This window comes from Curtobacterium sp. MCLR17_051 (genome assembly GCF_003234395.1).
Lineage (GTDB): Bacteria > Actinomycetota > Actinomycetes > Actinomycetales > Microbacteriaceae > Curtobacterium > Curtobacterium flaccumfaciens.
The window spans coordinates 14,051-29,121 of record NZ_QKTA01000016.1 but is presented as its reverse complement, the minus strand read 5'-3'; the positions used below and the strand labels follow the sequence as shown (position 1 = coordinate 29,121).

Genomic DNA, 15,071 nt, shown 5'->3' with positions numbered 1-15,071 from the left:
CACGGTAGCCGGAGGGACGCCCGGACCGGGCGACGGTGGTGGTGAACAGTTGGTCACGCCGGCCGCCCGGCGCTGGCCGCGGGCGGTCGGCGTTGGGCTAGCGGTGCCGCACCGTCAGGCGGTACTCCTTCTTCGTGGTGCCGTCCTGGGCGGTGACCGTGATGCGTGCCGTCCGGCCGGACACGTGCACAGCGGCGGCCGCGTTCGGGTTCGTCGTGTGCACGTGGACGTCGGCGACGCGCAGCGTCCGGACCGGGGCGGTCACGGTCGCACCGTGCGACGAGGCAGCGGCGGGCAGGTGGACACGCACGCCGGCGACCGCGATCGAGGACACGGTGGCGTCGTTCGACACGAGGAAACGCTCGCGCAGGGCGGCAGCCTCGTGCTTGGTCACGCCGATCGTGTCGGTCAGGTAGGAGCCCATGCCGCCGTACTCGGTCGCGATGTCCTGCTCGAAGGTGCCCTGCAGCAGCTGCGGTGTCGCCCAGGTCACGCCGAGCTGCGTGTTCGAGAGCAGGTAGTCGTGCAGGATGTCCGCGCTGTCCACGCCGAGCACCCGGTCGAGCAGGTCCACCACGGTGCCGGTGCGGTCCATGCCGTGGGAGCAGTGGATCAGGACCGTGCCGCTGGTGTGCGAGGCGAGGATCCGCAGCACGCGGCGGTACGCGGTGATCATCGACCCGGGTGTCGCCTGGTCGACCCGGCCCTTGTCGACCAGGTCGTGGTACATCGCGGTGTCGTCGCTGTAGTCGCCGTCGGCGCCGAACATCGAGATGTCGACGTGGCGCGCACCCGGGATCGCGACGTCCGGCTTCGCGGCGATCTGGGACGGGGTGCGCAGGTCGACGACGAGGTCGACGTGGTACTCGTCGGCCAGGGACGTGGCCCCGGCGGCGGTGATCTTGTCGAGTGACTCGGAGCGGATCAGGCGCGGGGCGTTCACGGTCTGACCAGACCGGCCGTGGACCGCGGCGAGCTCACGGCCGTTGACCAGCCCGGGGACGTCGGTGATCGGGTGGTCGGCGGCGGTGAAGGCCGGCTGCAGGGTGTCGTCGGCGTGGGCTGCCGTGACGGAGAACGCGGCGGAGGCGACGACGGCCAAGCCGGCGAGGGCGGTCGCTGCGACGCGGGTGGTGCGCGGCGAACGGGTGAGTGGGGAGTGGGTGAGTGGGGAGCGGCGGAGCGGGGACACGGGGCAACCTCGATCTGATCAGGACCCGGGGGTCGTGGGGAGCCGGACGTGGTTGCGTCCGGCTCCCCGCAGGATCGCGGCGCGGGTCGTCGGCGGTGTGGCGCCGAGGTGGCCGGGGCGTGTCCGGGTCATGAGGTAGCGCTCAGTCGCCCACCCGGCGGCCAGCGGCTCAGGACGCCGGGGCCAGCCGGTACCGGAACAGCTCGGTGAGGACCTGCCGGGCGGGCGTGTAGAGCAGCACCGTCGAACCCGTCGTGCTCGTCGCGCCCGTTGCAGCCCTCGTCGAACTGCCCGAGACGATCCCGTACAACCGGTTCGTGGCGCTCATCACCGGTCCGCCGGCGTCGCCCGGCTCGATGCCCGCGCCGGCACCGGCGCGCGCGGCGGCGAGGTGCTGCACGCCGGGATGGCTCCCTGCCGGCACGCGTGTGGCCGTCCAGGAGCAGAGCAGCCGGCTCGCCGCACCGCTGGTGCAGAAGGGATCGGCATCTGGCTTGCCGATGCCGGTGACGGCGGCGCGTGCCAGGTCCCCGTCCACCCGGTTGAACACACGGCCCGATGCCCGGGGCGCCCACGTTGCGACGGAGGGGTCGCACGAGCCGGTCGTCGCGCGGGCCCGGGTGCATGCCAGGGGCGGGACGACGGCGAGTTCGAGGTCCGACTCCGCCGACTGCCAGACCACGTTGCCGACGGTCGCGCCGTCGAGCTGCACGGGTGCCTGGAGCGGCGCGCAGTGCTTCGCGAGCACGACCCACCGGGTGGCTCGCTGGTACTGCTTGAGCTGGCTCCGGAACCCCTTGGCGGTCAGCACGGCACCGACCGTGCAGGTGCCGCCGGGGACCCCGACCTCGGTGCCGGCGATGATCGGCGCTGCGACCCGGTCGGGGTCGCTCGTGGTGGCCGAGGCCGACGGAGCCCAGGTGAGGGTGGCCCCGACGACGGCGGCAAGTGACACCGCGACGGCCAGGGAGCGGACGAGCGCCGGTTGCGCGTGGCGGGTCACGGGTCAGCCGAGCGTGCGGGTGCCGTTGACGCGTCCGATCACCGACAGGGTGTCCGGGTCGCCGAGACGGGCGTGCCAGTGCAGTGTCGTGGAGCCGCGCGGCAGGTCCGGGAACGCTGCGGTGAAGCGGTAGTGGCCGCTGGCGCTGACGACGTCGTCCCCCGAGGTGACCTCGGCGATGTGCTTGTTGAACAGGCCCCGCGGCTTGCCCGGTGCGTCGTAGTAGACGATGACCAGGGCGCCGGGCTTCCCGGTCCCGGCGAAGGTGATGCCGGTGAAGCTCTTCCGGTCGGGCCCGCCGTGGGTCTTCGCGGTGAACGCCACGGCCGCAGCCCGGGTCGAGGTGGGTGTGGCGTGCGCCGTGTGGGAGATCGTGGCGGCTCCGGCCTGCGCGGGGACCAGGACGCCGGCGGCGAGCGCACCGCCGAGGGTGACGCACGTCGCGAGCACGGTCAGTCGGCGGACCGACGGGGAGCGGTGGGTGGACGGGGTCGAACGCATGGGGACTCCTCGCTTCGTGGGGGGACGGGCCAGGGTGGCCCGGTGTGCGTGAACGCTAACAACGCGCTAGACGATCGTCTAGCGAAATCCTGAAGCTGAGGGGATCAGAGGCATTGCGCCCGGTGCGACCGCTGCCGACTCCTGGTCAGACGTTCGTATGATGAACCAAGACCCGACCGAGGAGTGCGATGAACCAGCGGCAGCACGCGAAGACCCGGACCCGCGAGCAGATCATCGAGGCTGCGGCGGCGGTGTTCGCGAGCCACGGCTACGCGGGGACCTCGTTCGCACGGGTCGCCGCCGCGATGGACCGCCCGAAGTCGGCGATCGGCTACCACGTGTTCTCGTCCAAGCACGAACTCGCCTTCGCGGTCATCGAGCGGCAGCAGGCGCGCTGGGCGGCGATCGACTCGCTGATCCGGCAGCCTGAGGGGCTCGAACACCTGCTCGTCATGCTCACGTCCGCCTGTTCCGACGCCATACGGTGTCCGGTGGCTGCCGGGGCGATCCGCCTGAGTCACGAACTCCGCGGTGCGGGGGAGGTGATTCCACGGGTCTTCACGTGGGACGACTACGTCCGTCGGCACCTGTCGGCTTCGAGCGGTGGCACCGGACCGGCCACCGACCCCGAGTGGGCACGTGCGGCGGACCTCGTGCTGACGTCGACCTTCGGGGTGATGTGGGCCCGGACGAGCGCCCGGCTGACGCGGGACACCGAGGGGCAGCTCCGGGACCTGTGGGCGGCGCTGTTCACCGGGCTCGGTCTGCCGGGTGTGCACGCGTTGCTCGAGCAGGTGGAGCCCGTGCGCGTGGGCGGGCACCCGGCCGAGCCCGAGGACTGACCCCGGCGTGCGTGGCATCCCTACCGTCCCGCCGGGGTGCCTGGCCTACTTCTTCTGCTCGGAGCCGTCCGGGTTCACGACGTACCAGACGCCCTTGTCGCCCTGACCCGTCACGTCACCGGCCTTCTTGTCCCCGATGAAGGTGTAGATCGGTCGGCCGTCGATCGTGATCTGCCGTCCGCCGTCCACGCCCGTGATGGTGCCGACCTTGCCGGTGATGCCGGACACCTTCGGTGTCGTGGTCGTCGCCTCGATCGCGGGCCACGCGGTCGCGCAGCCACTGGTGCAGGTGCTCTTCCCGGAGTCCTTGACGTCGGCGTCGAAGTAGTAGGCGGTCATGCCCTTGCCGTCGACGACGACCTTGCCGAGTGTCGTCGCGGCGACGGTCACGTCGACCGACGGTGACGAGTCGGTCGTCGCGGGAGCGTCGCCCTGCGCGGCCGGGGACGGCGAGGGTGAGGGTGCTGCGGATCCGGCCGTGGAGCAGCCGGCGAGGCCGAGGGTCAGGAGCAGCGCGGCCCCGAGTGCGATGGATGCGGGTCTCGATGACGGGGTGCGGTGGGGTGTCGACACGGGGGCTCCTCGAGGTCAGGTCTCGCCGCTGACTGCTGGCCAGACGTTCGTCTAGCGAACGTAACCGCAGGACGGGACGGGAGCCAGCACCCTGCGCGCCCTCTCATCGAGCGGGGCCACGGAGCTGGGTGTCAGGGGGCCGTCTGCTCGACGAGGTGGACGCCCTCGACGCGGCCGATGACGTCGAGTGTCTCCGGGTCGATCAGGCGGGCGCTCCAGGACGCTCCGTCGGCGTCGCTGGGCAGCTCGGGCAGCGCCGCCGTGAAGGCGAACCGGCCGGTCGAGCCGACGGTGCTGCTGCCCGGCTCGACCTCCGCGACGCGCTCGTTCCCGGAGTCGTCCCCGGGGCTGCCGTAGTGGACGACGACGACGGCACCGGGGGTGCCCAGTCCGGCGAACCGCACCTTGACGACTCCGCTGGTGCCGACCGTCCGTGGTGGGCGGATCGCGAACCGGTGCGCGCCGCTCGTCACGGGCGGTGCCCCGAGTGCGGCGCCGAGTGCGCCGGATGCGCCGAGGCCGATCGTCTCGGGACCCGGCGTGGTCGGTGACGGCGTGGGCAGGGCGAGGGCGACGGCGAGCGCAGCAATCCCCACGGCGAGGATGATCGGAGACGCCCGGACCCGATCGGTGCTCCGCGGCATGGTCGGCCCTTCGTGGACGGCGTGTGGCGGAAGTCGCCACACCCCACGCTACCGCTTGGTCAGACGATCGTCTGTGCTCTCGCGCTCGCGCCGCACCAGCGCGCGCCACCGCGGCTGTTCCGAGACGACGACGGCGACGCACAGGACGGTGACGGCGATCGCGACCGTTGTCGGCCACAGGACCCACGCCGCCGTGACCGCCCCCACGAGGTGCGCGAGGACCGACGCGATGGTGACCGCTCCCGGTGCCGCGACCGGCGGATCGCCTCCGGGGCGGTCACCCGGGGTCCCGAACACCGCCGGCGGCACGACGAGGACCAGGACGGCGGTGATCGCGAGCACCGGCGAGTGGGGCCAGAGCGCCCACGGCACGCCCACCCACGCGACGAGCTCCGCCAGGAACCGCAGGCCGCCACGGAGCGGGTCGTGACCGACGGGCCTCGGCGGGCGCGCCGCCGTGGTGACGGTCACCGTGTCGTCGCGGCACGGAAGCCGCGATCCAGGAAGTCGACCATCCACGCGGCACTCGCATCGACGTCCGTGTCCATCTGGAACCCGCCGGACGCCTCGATCGTGGCGAACCCGTGCAGGACGCTGCGGAGCACCCGGAGCGCGTGGACCTCGTCGGTCGGGTCGAGCGGGTAGTCGCGGAGCGCCGCGGCGAAGGACGCCAGGGTGCGGCCGAGTGCGACCGCCAGGGGGTCATCGGCACCGGTCGGCCGGACGCCGACGGCTGCCTGGTACCGCGCCGGGTGCTCCTGGACGCTCCGGCGCACGGTCTGCACCGCCGCCTCGAGTGCACTCCGACCGCTGCGGCCCTGCATGGCGTCGCGGAGTGCGTCACCGAGCTCGTTCGCACCGAGGATCGCGATCCTGCGGGTGAGGTCGCCGAGTCCGTCGACGTGCTTGTACAGCGACGGTGCCTTCACCCCGAGGCGGTCGGCGACGAGGCTCATGCTCAGCTGGGCCAGGCCGATCTCGTCGGCCAGCGTCGCCGCGGTCTCGGTGACGGTCGCCGGGTCGAGCCCCGCCCTAGGCAACGGGACCTGCGACGGGCAGCGTGCGGGCGAGGAACGGCAGCAGCAGGGCGAGGAGCGCCGCCGGCGTCTCGGTGTGGGGGTAGTGACCGGCGCCGTCGATCACGGCGAGTTCGCCGAGGCCGTCCGGCAGGTCGGCGAGGATCCGCTCGCCCTCGGCGCGGGGCACGGCCCAGTCCGGATCGGCACTGCCCTCGACGACCAGCACGGGGCACCGGACGGCACCCAGCTGCTCGCCGGCGTCGGCGGGCGACGTGCGGGTCATTGCGCGGAGGACCGCCATCCGCTCCGGTCGCCGCAGGGTCGTCTCGATGCGGTTGCGCTCCGTCGCCCAGTCGGCGGGCTTGGCGGGGACCGCGATGTCGAGGTACGCGAGCCAGCCGGGCAGGCTGCCGCTCGTCATGACCCGCGCGAGCTGGACGGTGCCGGCGCGGTGTCGGCGGTTGCGCAGGAGTCCGCCCAGGTCGACGGACTGCTTGCGCGTGAACGGCGCCAGTTCGACGATGCCCGCGACCAGGTCCGGTGCGGTGGCTGCGGCGATGGTCGCCGCGCCCCCGCTGATGGACTGCCCGACGACCACGGCCGGGCCACCGAGGTGGCGGGCCACGGCGACGAGGTCACGTGCGATGTCGGTGCGCTGGTAGCCGTCCCACCCGGTGCTCGAGTCGCCGCAGCCGCGGAGGTCGACGTTCGCCACCCGGTAGCCGGCCGCGACGAGCTCCGGCACGACGAAACGGTAGGCGTGCCGGCTGTCGCCCATGCCGTGGGCGAGGACCACGAGCGGGCCTGTTCCGGAGAGGTCGTAGGCGATCATGCCGCCCTCGGTGTCCAGGTGTTCGAGCATGACGTGGCTCCTTCGGCTACGGGTAGTAACTCAGAGGCTAATACCCGTAGCCGACGGTGGCAAGGGGCAGTCGTCACGCATCCAGGTCGAGCGTCGTCGACAGCTCGGGGAACGCCTGCGCCTGGTCGACGAGCTGCTGTCCCTTCTGCACGATCCCCGCCACGCTGTCCGCGCCGGCGGCGAACCGCAGCGGCGGCTCGGGCATCGAGATCAGCGTCAGCAGCACCTGCGCGAGCTTCGCGGGGTCGCCGGACTGGTTGCCCCGCATGCCGCGGAAGAACTCCTTCGACCCGGCCGAGAGCGCGGCGTAGTCGTCGATCGCGACGTCGCCCCAGAAGGTCGAGTCGCCCTCGGCCAGCAGGTCGGTGCGGAAGAAGCCGGGCTCGACCACGGTGGTGTGGATGCCGAAGGGCGCCACCTCGTCGTGCAGGGCCTCCATCCAGCCCTCGAGCGCGAACTTCGACGCCGAGTAGGCGCTCCCACCGGCGCCGGCGACGATGCCAGCGGTGGAGCTGATGCTGATGACGTGCCCGGAGCGCTGCCGTCGCATGACCGGGAGCACGGCACGCGTCACCGCGAGCGCCCCGAAGAAGTTCGTCTCCATCTGCGCGCGGAACTGCTCGGCCGAGATCTCCTCGAAGTACCCGGCCTGGAAGCTCCCGGCGTTGTTCACCAGGACGTCGACGCCGCCGAAGCGGTCGGTCGCGGCGTCGACCGCGGCTCGGACCGACTCCGGGTCGGTCACGTCGAGCGCGACGGCGAGCAGGCGCTCGTGGTCGCCGAGGACGGCGCGGACCCGCTCGGGGTCGCGTCCGCTCGCCACGACCCGGTGCCCGGCGTCGAGGGCGGTCCGGGCGAAGTCGGTGCCCATCCCGCGGCTCGTGCCGGTGATGAGGAAGGTGCTGGTTCCGGTCATGGTGTTCCCTTCGTTCGTGGACACCACCATCGAAGCCCCACCACCACCCGCCCAGTGAGGCTCCGGCGAAACGGGGTCCAGCCGAACCTCCCTGTCCGCCGGACCATGCCCCTACCGTCGGTCCGTGACCACGACGACCTCCGACCTCCCCACGACCGACCGGGCCACCGACGGTCGACTGCCCTGGTTCCCGCTCGCCCTGCTCGCCGCGATCGGGTTCCTCCTGGTCGCCATGGAGACGATGCCGGCCGGGCTGCTGCCCGCGATCGCCGACGGGATGGGCACGAGCGAGGGAACGGTCGGCCTGTTCGTCAGCGCGTACGCGATGGGCACGGTCATCGCCACGGTCCCGGCGATCGCCCTGACCCGCGGGTTCCGCCGCAAGCCGCTCATCGTGGCCGCCATCGCCGTGCTGCTCGTCGCGAACACCCTGACCGCGTTCGCGCCGAACGTCGCAGTCGCGCTGGTCACCCGGTTCGTCGCCGGCGCGATGTCGGGGACGATCTGGGGCATGTTCGCCACCTACGCCCGGCGGATCAGCCCGGCCCGCTTCGCCGGGGTGTCGCTCGCGATCGTCTCGACGGGCGCGCCGGTGGGGTTCGCTCTCGGCACCCCGCTCGGGTCCTTCATCGGCAACGCCCTGGGCTGGCGGTCGTCGTTCATCGGGCTGAGCCTGGTCGGCGTGGTGGTCCTGGCGCTGATCGCGCTGTTCGTGCCGGACGCCCAGGGGCAGACGAGCGCCGCGGAGCTGTCCGTCGTGCAGGTGTTCCGGATCCGCGGCATCGCGGTCATCCTCGCGGTGATCGCGACGTGGATGGTGGCGCACAACACGATCTACACGTACATCTCGCCGTACCTGCGGGCGACCGGTACCGACCTGAGCGCCGGGCTGGTGCTGCTGGTCTACGGGATCGCCGCGATCCTCGGCGTCGTCGTGACGGGCGCGCTGCTCGACCGCCACCCCCGACCCCTGCTGCACGGCAGCGTCGGCCTGTTCGTCCTGGCCGGGGTGGTGCTGCTCGTCGGCCACACGTCGCCGGTCGCGGTCCTGGTGGCCGCGGGCCTGTGGGGCATCGGCTTCGGCGGTTCCTCCACGCAGCTGCAGGCCGCCCTGACGACCGCCGGCGGCGAGGACGCCGACGTCGCGAGCGCGTTCCTGCCGGTCGCGTTCAACATCGCGATCTTCGCGGCCGGCCTGTTCGGGGCCGCGCTGCTGACGGCCTTCGACGGGCTGGTGCTCGCCGTGGTGATGATCGTGTTCGGGGCGGTCGCGGCGCTCCTCACCGTCATCGGCCGCGGATCGGCGTTCCCCGCGAAGCTCTGACGCGATCGACGACGGCGACCACGGGCTGCGATCATGTCCGGGTGCAGCACGACGAGGACCACCCCCGCCCGGACGTCACGACCGTCGAGATCATCGGCGGCCCGGAACCGGTCACGGTGACCCTGCACCCCGCCGACAGCGCGTGGGCTGCGGTCTTCGCCGACCACCGTCGACGCATCCTGGAGGCCCTCCCCGGCTCCGGCACGGACGCTCCGGTCGTCGAGCACATCGGCTCCACGGCCGTCCCCGGCCTGGCAGCGAAACCCATCGTCGACATCGTCGTCGTCGTCGCCGACATCACCGCCGAGGCCACGTACCTCGACCAGCTCCTCGCCGCCGGGTACGAGCTGCGTGTCCGCGAACCGAGCCACCGCCTGGTCCGGACGCCGGCCCGTGACGTCCACGTGCACGTCTACGAGCGGGGCGCGACGGCGGTCGACGAGTACCTGCTCCTCCGGGACCACCTGCGCGCCGACGCCGACGACCGCGCGCTGTACGAACGGACGAAGCGGGAGCTGCTCGACCGGAGCTGGGACGACATGAACGCCTACGCCGAGGCGAAGACGGCCGTCATCACCGCGATCAAGGAGCGGGCACGACGGAGCCGCGCGTCCTGAGACGCGCGGCTCCGGGGTCGAGCCTCAGCTCGTCGGGACGACGTCCCAGTGCTCGCGGATCAGGTTGTGGTCGACCCGGAACAGGTCGGCCGCGCCGAACGGTGCGTCGGCCTTCGCTCCGACCGGCTTCGAGAACGTCCACACCAGGTCGCCGTCGGCGAGCGAGATGACGGACTCCTGCTTCGGCAGGCTCTGTGCGGCGCTGCCGGCGAAGAACTGCTTGAGCGCGGCCGTGCCGTTCGCGGCGACCGAGTTGTGCTGCAGGTACGCCGGGTCGAACTTCTCGTCGAGGACGGACACGTCGTGGTCGCGGAACAGCCGGTTGTACGCCGTCACGGCGAGCACCCGGTTGTGCTCCTCCTGCCGCTCGGTCAGGTGACGGTCACGCTTCGCGGCCGGGTACAGGTCGCTGAACATGCTGTTCGTGTTGCCGCTGGCCGGGGTCCCCGTCGGCACCGTCTGGCGGAGTGCCCACCACTCGCTGATGCGCCCGTCGCGCATGCTGAACAGGTCGACGGCGGCGTCACCGGTGCGTTCGTCCTTCGGCTTCGCGGTGATCTGCCAGTGCACGGCCACCAGGTCCGCGTCACCGGCGATGTGCTTGATCACGGCGTGGGCGCCGGGCACCCGGGAGCGGTCGGCGGTGAACTCGGCGAGCAACGCGGACGGACCCGAGGCGCTCGTCGCACCGTGCGCGACGGCACCGGTCGCGACGGCGGTCCGTGCAGCCGCACGGGCCTTCGTGGACGCGGGGGACCGGAACGCGCACCGGAACAGGTGCCGGACCGTGGCCTCGTTGCGCTGCTCGGCGCGACGGTCGAGCCGTGAGACCGCCGTGCCGCCCGAGGTCGTCCGCGCCGCACGGTTCACCGTGTGGTGCGCGGAGGCCGCCGTGGTGACGGAGGTGGTGGTGGAGGTGTGGAGGGGTGCCGCCACGGCCGGACCGGCCACGAGCGACACGGCGATGGCGACCGGAGCTGCCACCGCACACGCCTTGGCGAAGATGGGGAGAAGTGATGTCGTCTGCACGGCAGAACGATGGAACCGGACCCTGGAAGCCCACGCGCGCCCTGGGGCCGCCACTCGCTCGACCGTGACCGGCTTCTCAGTCGCGGTGCGCGCCTCCAGGGCGGCCTGTGCACGCGCTGCCAGGGTGACCCGTTCCCGCTGGTGATCGACGGTCCGGACCTGTGGGACGGCTCACGCGCACTGTCAGCCGATCCCTACGCTCCGGGCTCGTCGATGGCCAGGCGGAGCTCGGCGAGCACGGGCAGCGCGGCACGCAGCGCGTCGACCCCGTCCGGGCCCAGGCGTTCGAGCGCGCCGACCAGGACGTGCTCGGCCGAGGCGTCGTAGACCCGGAGTCGCTCGGACGCGAGCTCGGTCAGGGCGATCTCGGTGCTGCGGCCGTCGCCGGTGGCGAGCCGCCGGTGCACGAGCCCGCCGCGCTCCATCGCGGTCACGAGGTTGCTGACCGTGGAGCGGGCGAGGCCGAGGGACCGGCCGAGCGCCGTCGGCGTGAGCCATCCGGCCTCGTCGAGTCGTCGCAGGACCTCGATCTGGGCGTCGGGCAGTTCCGGCAGTGCCCCGTCACGGCGTGATGCGTTCAGCAGGGTGCGGCGGAACGGGCCGACCTGGTCGCTGAGCCGCCGGGCGATGTCCCGGAGTCCTGCGGTGTCGTGCTCGCTGCCCATGTCCTCAGCTTAGGTCCTCGAAAAAGGTTTGCAACAAAACTATGTTTGGCGCAGGATGGGTGCATGACGATCACCACCTCAGTCGCACAGCCCGTCCCGTCGCAGGACCTCTCCGGCATCGTCGGACACCGGTTCATCTACACGTACGCCAACGGCTGGCAGTACGAGATGTACGTCAAGAACGCCACCACCATCGACTACCGCATCCACTCCGGCATGGTCGGCGGTCGCTGGGTCAAGGACCAGCAGGTCGACCTCGTGGTGCTCACCGCCGGCGTCTACAAGGTGTCGTGGAACGAGCCGACCGGCACGAGCGTCGTCGTGACCGTGGTGCCGGGGGAGCGCGTGCTGCACGGCACGATCTTCTTCCCGCACTGGGTCGAGGAGGACGGCAGCAAGACCGTGCTGTTCCAGAACGACCACCTGGACCGGATGCGCGAGTACCGCGACGCCGGCCCCACCTACCCGATCTACGTCGTCCCCGAGTTCGCCCACATCACCCTCTTCGAGTTCGTCGGCCAGGACGACGAGACCGTCGTCGACACTGCGCCCGCCGACCTGCCGGCCGGGTTCGCCGACCGGAGCAACTGAGCATGACCGCGGAACGCCCGCTGGAGCGTGCCCTGACGAGCATCCGGCTCGAGCACCGGGGCGGGGCGCTCCGGGGGTGGGAGTACCGCCCGGCGTCGGCGTCGGCGTCGGCACCCTCGGCTGCCGGTGGCTCGGTGCTGTTCGTGCACGGGTTCGGTGACTCGTCGATCGGTCCGCGCCAGCTCTTCGTGCAGGCCGCGACCGCCCTGACCGACACCGGTCTGACGGTCCGCTCCTACGACCGTCTCGGGCACGGCACGAGCGACGGACGGTTCGCGGACATCTCGATCGGCGACGAGGTCGAGCAGGTCGTCACGATGATCCGGGCGTTCTCGGACGACCAGGGGGCACCGATCGACGTCGTCGCCCACAGCCTGGGCGCCGTCGAGTCGTCGATGGCGGCGGCGAGGGTCCCCGACCTGGTCCGGAGCCTGACCCTGTGGTCGCCGGCCGGGGTCGTGGTCGACGACATCGCCGTGCACGACACCATCCAGGGGCAGCCGCTCGCACCCGTCCGTGACCGCGGCTGGTTCGACTTCGGTGGGACCGCCCTCGGGCGCGGGTTCGTCGACGAGGTCCGGGACGGACTCGACGTCTACGCCCAGGCACGCGGGTACGACGGGCCGGTCGACGTGCTGCACGGCACTGCCGACGAGATCGTCCCGGTCGAGTACGGCCGGCGCTACGGCGAACTGCTCAGCGGGGCGACGTTCACCGCGGTCGAGGGTGCGGACCACGTCTGGTCGTCGGTGCCGTGGCGCGAGCAGCTCGTCGACCGCCTGCTCGACCGCGTCAGGGAGCGGTCCGGGCGATGAGGTCCTGCACCCGCGCGCGCACGTCGTCGCGGATCGGCCGGACGGCGTCCAGGTCGAGCCCGGCGGGGTCGGTGAGCTCCCAGTCCTCGTAGCGCTTGCCCGGGAACACCGGGCAGGCGTCCCCGCACCCCATCGTGATGACGACGTCCGCGGCGCGGACGGCATCGGTGCTGAGCAGCGCGGGCTGCTCGTTCCGGATGTCGATGCCCTCCTCGAGCATCGCTGCGACGACCACGGGGTTGAGCTGGTCGGCCGGTTCGGAGCCGGCGCTCCGGACGTCGACGCGGCCACCCGCCAGGTGCTGCAGGAAGCCGGCGGCCATCTGGGAACGGCCGGCGTTGTGGACGCAGACGAACAGGACGGTGGGCATGCGGGGTGCTCCGATCAGAGGACGACGGCGCCGAGCAGGCCGGCTCCGATGACGACGGCCCACGGGGGAGCGGACCAGCGGGTGAGGGCGGTGAAGGCGGCCACGGCGAGCGCCAGTGCGGGTGCCGAGCGGACCCCCTCGGTGATGACCGGGTCCCAGAGCGCCGCGGCGAGGAGCCCGACGACGCCCGCGTTCACGCCGGCCAGCACGCGTCGGGCCCACGGCAGGGCACGGAGCACGTGCCAGAACGGCAGGGCGCCGATGACGAGGAGTGCCGCCGGCAGGAAGATCGCGACGAGTGCCACCGCCGCGCCGAGGAGCCCGCTCGGACTGCCGTCGGCGACGGCGCCGAGGTAGGCGGCGAAGGTGAAGAGCGGCCCGGGCACGGCCTGTGCGGCGCCGTACCCGGCCAGGAAGTCCGCGTGGCCCACCAGGTGCGTGGCCACGGTCTGTGACTCGAGCAGCGGCAGGACGACGTGGCCGCCGCCGAAGACGAGCGAGCCCGCCTGGGCGAAGACCCCGAACAGGCGCACGGCCCCGGTGCCGCTCGCGGCGACGGGTGCCGCGACGAGCAGGGCGGCGAACGCGACGAGCGCCGACACGGCGACCCAGCGGGGGAGACGCACGGCGACCTCGGCGCCGGCGATGTCCTCGGTGTCTCCGACATCCTCGACCGGGCCGACCACCCGACCGAGCCACAGCACGCCGACCACACCGCACACCGCGATGACCGCGACCTGCGCTGCCGGGCCGGGGACGAGCAGCACCACGATCGCGGCGGCGGCCGCGATGGTCGCCCGACGGCGGTCCGGTGTGAGCGAGCGCGCCATGCCGAGCACCGCCTGCGCCACCACCGCGGCGGCGGCTGCCTGCAACCCGAGCAGCCACCCGGCGCCGGCCAGGTCGGGCGTGCCGGAGACCAGCAGGGCGAACGCGACGAGCAGCACCGCGGACGGCAGGGTGAACCCGCACCACGCCGCGAGGAGCCCGGGCAGTCCGGCGCGCTGCAGCCCGAGTGCCATCCCGACCTGGCTCGACGCCGGTCCGGGCAGGAACTGGCACAGTGCGACGAGGTCGGCGTAGGCGTCGTCCCGCAGCCAGCGGCGACGCACCACGAAGGCTTCACGGAAGTACCCGAGGTGTGCGACCGGCCCGCCGAACGAGGTCAGCCCGAGCCGCAGGAACACCAGGAACACCGATGCCGCGGATGACCGCAGGGGCTCGGGGCTCGTCGTCACCCGCTCATCTTGACGACGGCAGATGCTTCAGTCAACATTGAACCGATGAACACCGGGCGGCAGGACCTCGAGCGGCGTGCGGCGCAGCACGCGGCCCTCGGCGACGTCGCCCGCCTGGCGATCGTCGACCTGCTCGCCGCGTCCGACGCCAGCCCGAGCGAGGTGCGGGCCGCCCTCGGGATCTCCGGCCCGCTCCTGGCGCACCACCTGCGCGTCCTCGAGCAGGCCGGTCTGGTCACGCGACGCCGCTCCGACGGCGACGGGCGCCGCAGCTACCTGCACCTCGAGCCGAGCGGTGTCCCGCACGGTTCGGCAGCGGTGCGCCGACCGGTGTCCCGCGTGCTGTTCGTCTGCACCGGCAACTCCGCGCGCTCCCCGCTGGCCGCGGGCGTCTGGGCGCAGGTCAGCGAGATCGGCTCGCTGTCCGGCGGGACGCGTCCCGCGGCCGCCATCGCCCCCGGGGTGGTCGCCGTCGGGGAACGCCACGGCCTGGACCTCGCCCGCCACGTTCCGCGTGCCTTCCGCGACCTCGTCGCCGACGGCGACCTGGTCGTCACGGTCTGCGACCGTGCGCACGAGTCGATCGACGACGGCGACAGCCTGCACTGGTCGCTGCCGAACCCCTCGCGCGTCGGCACGCCGGACGCGTACGAGGCCACCTACGCGGACCTCCGGTCCCGCGCCACCGCGCTCGCTGCGCGCCTCGCCGCCTGACGCGGCCCCACGAACGGAACGCCCCGATGAGATCCCCCCTCCTCATCGGGGCGTTCTCCTTGCTCGACCGCCTGCGGACTGGAGGCCCGGGGCGGGCCCGCACCGTGCCTCCCGTCCGTCCCGTGGTGCGCCCAGGGCGGCGCGCGCTCGCGGGGG

At 72.6% G+C, this 15,071-nt stretch carries 19 protein-coding genes; 6 read left to right on the top strand and 13 right to left on the bottom strand.

Translation table 11 applies throughout. The features are described from left to right. Positions 1-97: 97 nt before the first annotated feature. The 3 genes from DEJ06_RS13310 to DEJ06_RS13300 form a co-directional block, all read right to left on the bottom strand. Positions 98-1,192: a tyrosine-protein phosphatase gene (locus tag DEJ06_RS13310; protein ID WP_111039618.1), complete on the bottom strand. Its 1,095-nt coding sequence runs from the start codon at positions 1,190-1,192 to the stop codon at positions 98-100. A gap of 169 nt (positions 1,193-1,361) precedes the next feature. After that, positions 1,362-2,195 carry a trypsin-like serine protease gene (locus tag DEJ06_RS13305; protein ID WP_111039617.1) on the bottom strand — a complete coding sequence of 278 codons (834 nt, stop codon included), beginning with the start codon at positions 2,193-2,195 and terminating at the stop codon, positions 1,362-1,364. A 3-nt stretch (positions 2,196-2,198) separates the two neighbouring features. Then, a complete protein-coding gene (locus DEJ06_RS13300; RefSeq protein WP_111039616.1) occupies positions 2,199-2,696 on the bottom strand; it encodes a hypothetical protein in 498 nt (165 codons plus the stop codon). Between the two features lie 188 nt (positions 2,697-2,884). Here DEJ06_RS13300 and DEJ06_RS13295 point away from each other — a divergent pair, with 188 nt between their 5' ends. Continuing rightward, complete coding sequence (locus DEJ06_RS13295) at positions 2,885-3,538, top strand: helix-turn-helix domain-containing protein (RefSeq protein ID WP_111039615.1); 654 nt, start codon at positions 2,885-2,887, stop codon at positions 3,536-3,538. A gap of 45 nt (positions 3,539-3,583) precedes the next feature. Here the strand turns inward: DEJ06_RS13295 and DEJ06_RS13290 are convergent, their stop codons facing one another. From DEJ06_RS13290 to DEJ06_RS13265, 6 genes are all read right to left on the bottom strand, one after another. Next, the gene (locus DEJ06_RS13290) at positions 3,584-4,111 is read right to left on the bottom strand and encodes a hypothetical protein (protein WP_111039614.1); all 528 of its coding nucleotides are present in this window, start codon (positions 4,109-4,111) and stop codon (positions 3,584-3,586) included. 131 nt (positions 4,112-4,242) lie between these two features. Beyond that, positions 4,243-4,755: a hypothetical protein gene (locus tag DEJ06_RS13285; RefSeq protein WP_111039613.1), complete on the bottom strand. Its 513-nt coding sequence runs from the start codon at positions 4,753-4,755 to the stop codon at positions 4,243-4,245. Positions 4,756-4,803: 48 nt separating this feature from the next. Continuing rightward, positions 4,804-5,226, bottom strand: coding sequence for a hypothetical protein (locus DEJ06_RS13280; RefSeq protein ID WP_111039612.1), 423 nt, complete (start codon positions 5,224-5,226; stop codon positions 4,804-4,806). Continuing rightward, the gene (locus tag DEJ06_RS13275; RefSeq protein ID WP_111039611.1) at positions 5,223-5,795 is read right to left on the bottom strand and encodes a TetR/AcrR family transcriptional regulator; all 573 of its coding nucleotides are present in this window, start codon (positions 5,793-5,795) and stop codon (positions 5,223-5,225) included. Before DEJ06_RS13275 ends, DEJ06_RS13280 begins: the two co-directional genes overlap by 4 nt. Further along, positions 5,788-6,636 (bottom strand): alpha/beta fold hydrolase, encoded by an 849-nt coding sequence (locus DEJ06_RS13270; protein WP_111039610.1) that lies wholly within the window; start codon positions 6,634-6,636, stop codon positions 5,788-5,790. Before DEJ06_RS13270 ends, DEJ06_RS13275 begins: the two co-directional genes overlap by 8 nt. A gap of 73 nt (positions 6,637-6,709) precedes the next feature. Next, positions 6,710-7,552, bottom strand: coding sequence for an SDR family NAD(P)-dependent oxidoreductase (locus DEJ06_RS13265; protein WP_111039669.1), 843 nt, complete (start codon positions 7,550-7,552; stop codon positions 6,710-6,712). Positions 7,553-7,676: 124 nt separating this feature from the next. Between DEJ06_RS13265 and DEJ06_RS13260 the strand changes: the two genes are divergently transcribed. Together DEJ06_RS13260 and DEJ06_RS13255 are read left to right on the top strand one after the other, a co-directional pair. Further along, complete coding sequence (locus tag DEJ06_RS13260) at positions 7,677-8,876, top strand: MFS transporter (protein ID WP_258372533.1); 1,200 nt, start codon at positions 7,677-7,679, stop codon at positions 8,874-8,876. 41 nt (positions 8,877-8,917) lie between these two features. Beyond that, positions 8,918-9,493 (top strand): GrpB family protein, encoded by a 576-nt coding sequence (locus tag DEJ06_RS13255; RefSeq protein ID WP_111039608.1) that lies wholly within the window; start codon positions 8,918-8,920, stop codon positions 9,491-9,493. Positions 9,494-9,517: 24 nt separating this feature from the next. Here DEJ06_RS13255 and DEJ06_RS13250 read toward each other — a convergent pair whose 3' ends face one another. After that, positions 9,518-10,477: a nuclear transport factor 2 family protein gene (locus tag DEJ06_RS13250; RefSeq protein WP_111039607.1), complete on the bottom strand. Its 960-nt coding sequence runs from the start codon at positions 10,475-10,477 to the stop codon at positions 9,518-9,520. Between the two features lie 239 nt (positions 10,478-10,716). After that, positions 10,717-11,187 carry a MarR family winged helix-turn-helix transcriptional regulator gene (locus tag DEJ06_RS13245; protein ID WP_017885670.1) on the bottom strand — a complete coding sequence of 157 codons (471 nt, stop codon included), beginning with the start codon at positions 11,185-11,187 and terminating at the stop codon, positions 10,717-10,719. A gap of 63 nt (positions 11,188-11,250) precedes the next feature. Here DEJ06_RS13245 and DEJ06_RS13240 point away from each other — a divergent pair, with 63 nt between their 5' ends. Together DEJ06_RS13240 and DEJ06_RS13235 are read left to right on the top strand one after the other, a co-directional pair. Further along, on the top strand, positions 11,251-11,778 hold the full coding sequence (locus DEJ06_RS13240; RefSeq protein ID WP_017885669.1) for a phenolic acid decarboxylase: 528 nt from the start codon (positions 11,251-11,253) through the stop codon (positions 11,776-11,778). Between the two features lie 2 nt (positions 11,779-11,780). Further along, positions 11,781-12,593: an alpha/beta hydrolase gene (locus DEJ06_RS13235; protein WP_111039606.1), complete on the top strand. Its 813-nt coding sequence runs from the start codon at positions 11,781-11,783 to the stop codon at positions 12,591-12,593. Here the strand turns inward: DEJ06_RS13235 and DEJ06_RS13230 are convergent. Both DEJ06_RS13230 and chrA read right to left on the bottom strand, forming a co-directional pair. Beyond that, positions 12,571-12,963, bottom strand: coding sequence for an arsenate reductase ArsC (locus DEJ06_RS13230; RefSeq protein WP_111030197.1), 393 nt, complete (start codon positions 12,961-12,963; stop codon positions 12,571-12,573). The two genes, DEJ06_RS13235 and DEJ06_RS13230, sit on opposite strands and share 23 nt — an antisense overlap. 14 nt (positions 12,964-12,977) lie before the next feature. After that, positions 12,978-14,201 carry a chromate efflux transporter gene (gene chrA, locus DEJ06_RS13225; RefSeq protein WP_111039605.1) on the bottom strand — a complete coding sequence of 408 codons (1,224 nt, stop codon included), beginning with the start codon at positions 14,199-14,201 and terminating at the stop codon, positions 12,978-12,980. Positions 14,202-14,246: 45 nt separating this feature from the next. Here chrA and DEJ06_RS13220 point away from each other — a divergent pair, with 45 nt between their 5' ends. Then, on the top strand, positions 14,247-14,915 hold the full coding sequence (locus DEJ06_RS13220; RefSeq protein WP_111039604.1) for an ArsR family transcriptional regulator: 669 nt from the start codon (positions 14,247-14,249) through the stop codon (positions 14,913-14,915). Positions 14,916-15,071: the final 156 nt, after the last annotated feature.

Coding starts and splice junctions, on each gene's coding strand:
- DEJ06_RS13230 (WP_111030197.1), bottom strand. CDS start 12,963: ATGCCCACCGTCCTGTTCGTCTGCGTCCACAACGCCGGCCGTTCCCAG.
- DEJ06_RS13300 (WP_111039616.1), bottom strand. CDS start 2,696: ATGCGTTCGACCCCGTCCACCCACCGCTCCCCGTCGGTCCGCCGACTG.
- DEJ06_RS13285 (WP_111039613.1), bottom strand. CDS start 4,755: ATGCCGCGGAGCACCGATCGGGTCCGGGCGTCTCCGATCATCCTCGCC.
- DEJ06_RS13245 (WP_017885670.1), bottom strand. CDS start 11,187: ATGGGCAGCGAGCACGACACCGCAGGACTCCGGGACATCGCCCGGCGG.
- DEJ06_RS13270 (WP_111039610.1), bottom strand. CDS start 6,636: ATGCTCGAACACCTGGACACCGAGGGCGGCATGATCGCCTACGACCTC.
- DEJ06_RS13295 (WP_111039615.1), top strand. CDS start 2,885: ATGAACCAGCGGCAGCACGCGAAGACCCGGACCCGCGAGCAGATCATC.
- DEJ06_RS13235 (WP_111039606.1), top strand. CDS start 11,781: ATGACCGCGGAACGCCCGCTGGAGCGTGCCCTGACGAGCATCCGGCTC.
- DEJ06_RS13265 (WP_111039669.1), bottom strand. CDS start 7,552: ATGACCGGAACCAGCACCTTCCTCATCACCGGCACGAGCCGCGGGATG.
- DEJ06_RS13240 (WP_017885669.1), top strand. CDS start 11,251: ATGACGATCACCACCTCAGTCGCACAGCCCGTCCCGTCGCAGGACCTC.
- DEJ06_RS13220 (WP_111039604.1), top strand. CDS start 14,247: ATGAACACCGGGCGGCAGGACCTCGAGCGGCGTGCGGCGCAGCACGCG.